This window comes from Pseudomonas sp. SJZ077 (genome assembly GCF_007993905.1).
Classification (GTDB): domain Bacteria; phylum Pseudomonadota; class Gammaproteobacteria; order Pseudomonadales; family Pseudomonadaceae; genus Aquipseudomonas; species Aquipseudomonas mandelii.
The window spans coordinates 275788-283124 of sequence record NZ_VIUJ01000005.1 but is presented as its reverse complement, the minus strand read 5'-3'; the positions used below and the strand labels follow the sequence as shown (position 1 = coordinate 283124).

At 63.4% G+C, this 7337-nt stretch carries 5 protein-coding genes; all 5 read right to left on the bottom strand.

What is annotated here, in order from left to right:
- Positions 1 to 202: 202 nt before the first annotated feature.
- The gene (locus FBY01_RS11265; protein ID WP_145307363.1) at positions 203 to 907 is read right to left on the bottom strand and encodes an NAD(P)H-dependent oxidoreductase; all 705 of its coding nucleotides are present in this window, start codon (positions 905 to 907) and stop codon (positions 203 to 205) included.
- Between the two features lie 73 nt (positions 908 to 980).
- Complete coding sequence (locus tag FBY01_RS11260) at positions 981 to 2396, bottom strand: aldehyde dehydrogenase family protein (RefSeq protein WP_010462179.1); 1416 nt, start codon at positions 2394 to 2396, stop codon at positions 981 to 983.
- Positions 2389 to 3579: a pyridoxal phosphate-dependent aminotransferase gene (locus FBY01_RS11255; RefSeq protein WP_145307365.1), complete on the bottom strand. Its 1191-nt coding sequence runs from the start codon at positions 3577 to 3579 to the stop codon at positions 2389 to 2391. The genes FBY01_RS11260 and FBY01_RS11255 overlap by 8 nt, the downstream gene beginning before the upstream one ends.
- Positions 3580 to 3606: 27 nt before the next feature.
- Positions 3607 to 5214 (bottom strand): 5-guanidino-2-oxopentanoate decarboxylase, encoded by a 1608-nt coding sequence (locus tag FBY01_RS11250; protein WP_145307367.1) that lies wholly within the window; start codon positions 5212 to 5214, stop codon positions 3607 to 3609.
- 10 nt (positions 5215 to 5224) lie between these two features.
- Positions 5225 to 7324 (bottom strand): acetate--CoA ligase family protein, encoded by a 2100-nt coding sequence (locus tag FBY01_RS11245; protein WP_145307369.1) that lies wholly within the window; start codon positions 7322 to 7324, stop codon positions 5225 to 5227.
- Between the last annotated feature and the right edge of the window lie 13 nt (positions 7325 to 7337).

Genomic DNA, 7337 nt, shown 5'->3' with positions numbered 1-7337 from the left:
TCCACAGCTACAACAACTACCTGTCGCCAATAGCTATGGAGCTAAAAGCGGCATAAACACCGTAACTGGTGTCCGGGATTACTTGACCAGATCAGGCTCGCTCCCACAGGAGATCTGTGGCGTACACAAACCCTCTGTAAGAGCGAGCCTGCTCGCGATGGGGCCGGAAAACACACCCTCAAGCCCCCGCCAAAAGCCCCTTTCAACCAGGCAACGGATACAACGCCTCATCAAACTGCGACAAGCGCGGAAACTGCATCGGCCGGTCATCACTCAGATGCTCCAGACGCTGCTGATAACCCTGCAGGAAATCTTTGCGTGCTTCGTCACTGATGTACGGCACATGCCAGGCCACGAACGGCTCGAGCACGTCAAACCCGACATAGGCCAGCGTGCCGCGCAGGATCGGCCGCAACATATCCTCCAGCGGACCATGAATCGCGCCATCACCGAACATATGCTCACGGCCGCCCAGGGTGACGGTAACCAGCGCCTTCTTGCCGCTCAATCCGCCCTGGTCGTAAAAACGTTTGCCGCCGTAGCAAATACCCGACACCAACACCCGATCAATCCAGCCCTTGAGTATCGCCGGGGCGGAGAACCAGAAAATCGGGAAGTTCAGGATCAGCAAGTCAGCCCACAGCAGTTTGTCGAGTTCTTGCTGGATGTCCGGCGCCAGCGACTGGCTCTTCACCCCCAGCCGTTGCTCCAGCGCGTACACCAGGTACTCGGGGTTCTCCCGCGAGGAAAAGTCATCGGCACTGGCCACCGGGTTCCAGTTCATCGCGTACAGGTCGCTGACCCGGACCTCATGCCCCTGAGCCTCAAGCGTCGTCACCGCCTGGTCACGCAGGGCGGCGGTAAAGGATTTCGGCTCCGGGTGAGCGTGGACAATCAAGACTTTCATGGCAATTTCCTAAACGTTTACAGGTTTTATGGGTGGGCGATAACCGTGCGCAGATCGTTTGAACCGTCAACGGTCACACCTGGATCGCCTTCACTTCCACAAATTCATTGAGCCCTTCTTCTCCCCATTCCCGGCCATTGCCTGACTGTTTGTAGCCGCCGAACGGCGCCTGATAATTGAACGCCGCGCCGTTGAGAAAGCATTGCCCGGCACGCAACTGACGCCCGAGTTGCAAGGCGCGTTCGGTGCTGCCGGCCCAGACACCGCTGGACAAGCCAAACGGCGAATCGTTGGCGATCTGAATCCCTTGCGCTTCATCGGTGTAGGGAATCAGGCACAGCACCGGGCCGAAGATTTCTTCCTGGGCGATGCGCATGCGGTTATCGACATCGGCGAACAGCGTTGGGCTGACGTAGTAACCGCGTTCAAACGCTTGCGCTGTTTCGCCGCCGAAAACCAGCCGCGCGCCTTCTTGTTGTCCGGCCTGAATGTAGTCATGCACGGTGCGCCGCTGCGCCGCCGAGCACATCGGCCCGAGGAAACTCTGCGGGTCCAGCGGATCGCCCATGCGCAGACTTTGGGTTTCGGCAATCGCCAGTTCCACGGCCTCGGCGTAACGACTGGCCGGCAGCAACATTCGGGTCAACGCGGTGCAGGTCTGCCCCGAGTTGATCATCACGTCCTGCACGCCGTAGCGCACGGCGGCAGCCAGATCGGCATCCTCGGCAATCAACAGCGGCGACTTGCCGCCCAGTTCCAGGCACACGCGCTTCACCGAAGGCGCCGCCGCTTGCGCCACGCGAACCCCGGCACCGGTGGAACCGGTGAACGACACCATGTCCACGTCCGGGTGCTTGGCCAGCGCTTCGCCGACCTTCGAGCCCGGTCCGCTGACCAGGTTGAAGACCCCGGCCGGCAACCCGATCGCTTCGATCATCTGCGCCAGCAAAAAGGCATGCAACGGCGTTTCCTGACTCGGCTTGACCACCACGGTGCAACCGGCGGCCAAAGCCGGCGCGAGCTTGCCGATCAGTTGATGCAGCGGGTAGTTCCACGGATTGATGAAGGCGCACACACCGACCGCCTCGCGGATGACCAGCGAATTACCGACCTCGCGCACTTCATCCATCAAGCCGGCGAGTTCGACGTATTGCTCCAGGCCGATGATGGGCCCGTCGACCTGCACCGAACGGCACCATTGCACCGGCATCCCCAACTCGGTGGTGATGACCGCTGCCATTTCATCGGCCCGGGCACTTAACTGGTCGGCGAGAGCACGCAGGTAACCGGCGCGAACACTCGACGGCGTCCGCGACCATGGACCGAAGGCCCGGCGCGCCGCAGCCACCGCGTTGTCGACATCGCGCTCATCGCCCAGCGGCACCGAACCTGCGACCTCTTCAGTGGCCGGATTGATGACCTCGGCGATGCCCTGCCCCGACGGGGTCTGCCAGCGGCCATCGATAAACAGCGTCTTGTGGTTATGCATAGACATGGGCTTCCATCAGTTCAGTGGCGCAACGGGTGATTCGCTGGCAGGCGTCACGCAAGGGTTCTGCGCCCAGCACCAGTCCCAGGCGAATATGCCCGGCGGCGCTCGGACCGAAGGCTTCACCGGCCAGCACCGACACGCCATGACGGTCGAGCAAGCGGTCGGCAAACGCTTGGGCGCTGAGCCCGGTGTCGCGGATATCGACCATCACGAACATTCCGCCATCGGGTTTCAAGGCCCGCACGCCGGGGCAGTCGGCCAGGCACTCGCAGACCAGATCGCGGCGTTGGCGATAGGCTTCGCGCATCGTGTCCAGTTCCGGCAGGTTGCTTTCCAGCGCGACGACGGCGGCGTCCTGCACGAAGTCCGGCAAACCGTAGAGCATGCACAGCGCGAGGTTTTCCAGGTGCTCGGCCAGCGCCGGTGGCGCGATTGACCAGCCGATGCGCCAGCCCGTCATGGCGTGGGATTTCGACAGGCTGTTGAGTGTCGCGGTGCGCTCGGCCATGCCCGGCAAACTCGCCGGACTGATGTGTTCGCCGTCGAACAGCAACTCGCTGTAGACCTCATCGGAAATCAGCCACAGGTCGTGGGTGATGCATAAATCTGCAAGCGCCTGCCAAGTGCTGCGCGACAAACTGGCGCCGGACGGGTTGTGTGGACTGTTCAGTGCCAGCGCCCGGGTACGCGGCGTGATGCGGGTGGCGACGTCTTCGGGCAACACCCGAAACCCGTTTTCGGAACGCACCGGCACCGGAATCACCACCGCACCGCAGGCACCGAACACGGCTTCATAAGTGACGTACATCGGCTCGGCGACGAGCACTTCGTCGCCCGGATTCAGTACGCACTGCGCCACGCAGAACAACGCGCATTGCGCCCCGGCGAGCACGGTGACCTGCTCCGCCGAAACGTGCTCGCCACTGCGTTTGGCGTAATGCCGGGCGATGCTTTCACGCAGTGCGCGTTTGCCACGCACGTCGGCGTAGTGGGTGTTGCCGGACAACAGGCTGTCGATGGCCGCCCGCACAATCGGCACCGGGGTGTCGAAATCCGGGTCGCCGACTGACAGCAGCAGAATGTCTTCGCCCTGCTCTTTCAGCGCCAAAGCGCGGTAGTGAATGTCCCAGGCGGCAGCGCCGTCACCGGCGATGCGTTGAGTCAGATCGGAAAAGCGCATGGCGGTATCCTTTTTACAAAATTGGAGTCACTGCGCGCACGCGTGCTTGAGTTCGATCAGGGTCACGCCGTTGCGCTTGAAGCCGTGGCGCAAGTCGGTTTGCAACTCGGCCAGGCTTTGCGGCTCGCTCACCGTGCAACCGAACGCACGGGCCAGGGCGGCAAAGTCCGGGTTGCGCGGCAGCACGCCAATCGGCTCGATATCCAGCCCGATCATGTCGTCGCGGATTTGCCCCAGCGCGTCGTTGTTCCAGAGCAACACCACCAGCGGGCTGTCCAGCTCTTCGACGGCGGTGGCCAGTTCTTGCGCGGTGTAGAGAAAACCGCCGTCGCCAACCAGCACCAGACCCGGCCGCTGCGGCGCGCCGAACTTGGCGCCGATGCCCGCCGGCAAACCATAACCCAGCGTGCCGTAGCCGGTCGGATGCAACCAGCTGCGTGGTGCCAGGCTGTTGAAGGCGTAGTTGCCGGTGTAGGCCAGTTGGGTCATGTCGGTGCTGATGAAGGCATCGTCCGGCAGCTCCGCAGCGATACGTTCGAGTATCGCTTGATGGATCGACTGCAAGGGACCGTGGTTGTTTTGCACCGCTTCACGCAGCGCTGCGACGGACGCGATCGCTGCACTGGCATCGCGGTTGGCGGGCGGCAGACGTTCCAGCAACGCGGCGAGGGTGTGTTGCGCATCGCCTTGCAGCGCCACCGCGCACGGGTAGAAATCGTTGAACTTGCGCGGGTCGATGTCCACGCGCAGCAGCTCGGCATTCAGCGGCAGACGCTCGCGCCAGAAATCGGTGTCGGCCATTTCGGTGCCAACGGCCAGCACCACGTCCGCCTCGACGATGAGTTGCCAGCCCGGCTCGACGCACAGGGTCGAGCCGGCATTGAGGGGTGCATCCGGCGGCAACAGGCCTTTGCCGGCCACGCTGGTAAACAGCGGCGCGGCGAGTCGGGTGCTGAGTTCATGCACTTGCTGCTGCGCATTCAATGCGCCACCGCCGGCGATGATCATCGGCCGTTTGGCGCTTTGCAGTTTGGCCACGGCCTGATCCAGCGCCGTAGCGGCCGGTACGCCACGGCTCGGGCGACGCACCACTTCATTGCTCCAGTCGCGGCTGACCTTTGCCGACAGCACGTCGAGCGGCACGGAAATGTGCACCGGGCGCGGACGCTCACTGTCAAACACCGCGTAGGCACGGGCGATCAGTTCAGGCAGGTCTTCGGCGCTGAGCGCTACCGCCGAAAACGCCGTGATCGGCGCGGTAATTGCGCGCTGGTCCTGGGTTTCGTGCAGGCACCCCCAACCTTTACCAAGGCTGGCGGTGTGGTTGACGCTGGATATCACCAGCATCGGAATCGAGTCGGCATAGGCCTGGCCGATGCCGGTCGCGGCATTGGTCACGCCCGGCCCGGTGATGATGAAGCACACACCCGGTTTTCCGCTGACTCGGGCGTAGCCGTCGGCCATGAAACTGGCGCCTTGCTCATGGCGCGTCAGCACATGGCGAATGCCGCTGCCGGGCAGGCCACGGTACAACTCCAGCGTGTGTACGCCGGGGATGCCGAATACGGTGTCGACGCCGTAGTTGGCCAGCAGGCGGACCAGGGCCTGGCCGCCGGTCAATGTTGTGCTTTGCATATTCAAGTCCTCACTCGTGGCCGAGGCGAATCAACGCATCGACCGCAGTCGTGCCATCGGCACCGACCAACAATGGGTTCACATCAAGTTCCAGTAACTGCCCGGCGTTCTCGCAGGCGTAATCGGCCACCGCTCGAATCGCCGCCACCAGCGCGTCCAGATCCGCCACTTGGCGACCGCGAAAACCTTGCAGCAACGCGGCACTGCGCAGGCCGAGCAACGCTTGGCGAATGGCGCCATCGGTGGTGGGCAGCAACAGGCTGCGACTGTCCTTGAGCAACTCCACCAGAACTCCGCCCGCGCCGATGACCAGGGCCAGGCCGAAGTCGTTTTCGCGTTTGATGCCGACGATCAGCTCGGCCAACGGCGGCTTGGCCATGGGCTCCAGCAGCACCTGATCGAACGGCACGTGCGGCGCGTAATCGACGAGGCTGGCGCGCATTTTTTCCAGGGCAGCGTTCAGAGCGGCGCCGTCCTTGAGGTTCAACGCCACGGCGCCGGCTTCGGTTTTGTGCGGCAGTTGGGAGCTGACCGCTTTCAATACCAACGGATAACCCAGCGCGTTGGCGTCGCTCAACGCCTCGTCCGGTGAGCTCAACACGCCGTTGGGCGTCTGCAGGCCGAAGGCGCGCAACGCTTTTTTCGAATCCCATTCATTGAGCAAGCGACCTTCGCCTTCCAGCGCCTGAGGGCAGTGCGGCACCAGCACTGATTCACCGAGCGCCAGCAGCGCCTGACGGTTGCGTTGATAGCCAGCAATCCGCCCCCACGCGGCCAGCCCGTCTTCGACGCCTTGCAACGCCGCCACGCCTTGGGTATGCAGACGTTCGCGAGCGTGGGCCGGCAGCAATTCCGGGAAAGCCGAGGTGACAAAACCGGTCTTGCCGTGGCGGATCAGCGCTGCACAGAACAGCTCCAGCAGCAGGTCGCATTCCTTGCGTTCGCCGGTAAATTCGGCCGGGTAATCGAGCACCAGCATCGCCGCATCGGCTTCGGTGCGCAGGGCGCTGTCGAGCATGTGGTTCAAGGCTTCGCCGTCGCCCCAGATCGCCGTGGTGAAATCCAGCGGATTGACCAGATTGGCGTAGCTCGGCAGCACTTGCGCCAGCTCATCGCGCTGGCCTTCGTCGAGTTTCGGCAAGCTCAGCTCGTTGCGCTCGGCGTAGTCGGCAATCAGCCCGGCATCGCCTCCCGAACAGGCCAGTGCGATCAGGCTGTTGCCCGCCGGCAACTTGCCGCACGCCGCCGCTTTCAAGGTTTCGACGAAACTCACCGGGCCGCTGACGCGGATCACACCGAGGCGCGCAAACAGACTGTCGTACAGCGCATCGGAACCGGACAGCGAGCTTGTGTGACTCAGCGCCAGCTCGGCACCGATCTGCGACACGCCGGTTTTCAAGGCGATGATCGGAATGCCCTTCTCCAATGCCTTGTGCGCCGCGCGGGCGAAACCCGGGACGTTTTTCAGGCCTTCGAGGTGCAAGCCGATGGCGGTGACGCGCGGCTCATCGAGCAACACGTCCATCAATTCGGCGATGCCCAGTTGCGCCTGATTGCCGACCGACGCCATGTAGGCCACTGGTAGCGAGCGGTCACTCATGGACAGGTTGTAGGCAAAGTTACCGCTTTGGGTCAGGACGGCGACGCCCTTCTCCACCGGTTTTCCGCCATGGGCCACCGGCCACAGCGCGGAGCTGTGCAAGTAGTCGAGGAGGCCGTAACAGTTGGGGCCGAGCAAGGCCATGTGGCCGGCGGCTTTGAGCAATTGTTGCTGCAAAGCCTGGCCCTCGGCACCGGTTTCGGCGAACCCGGAGGCGTAGCAGATCGCCCCGCCTGCGCCCTTGGCGGCCAGTTCGGCAACGCAGGTCAGGGTCAGCTCGCGGTTGGTCGCGATGAACACCGCGTCCGGGCCGCACGGCAGTTCGGCAATACGGCGCACACACGGCACGCCTTCAAGGCTGTCGTGCTGCGGATTGACCAGCCACATCTCGCCAAGGTAACCGCCTTCGGCGCAGCGCTTGAGCGCGCGGGCCATGCTGCGGCCACCGATAAACGCCAGGTGGCGCGGTGCGAGCATGCGTTTGAGGTTGTCACGAATCGTTTGCGACATAGCCATTCTCCCG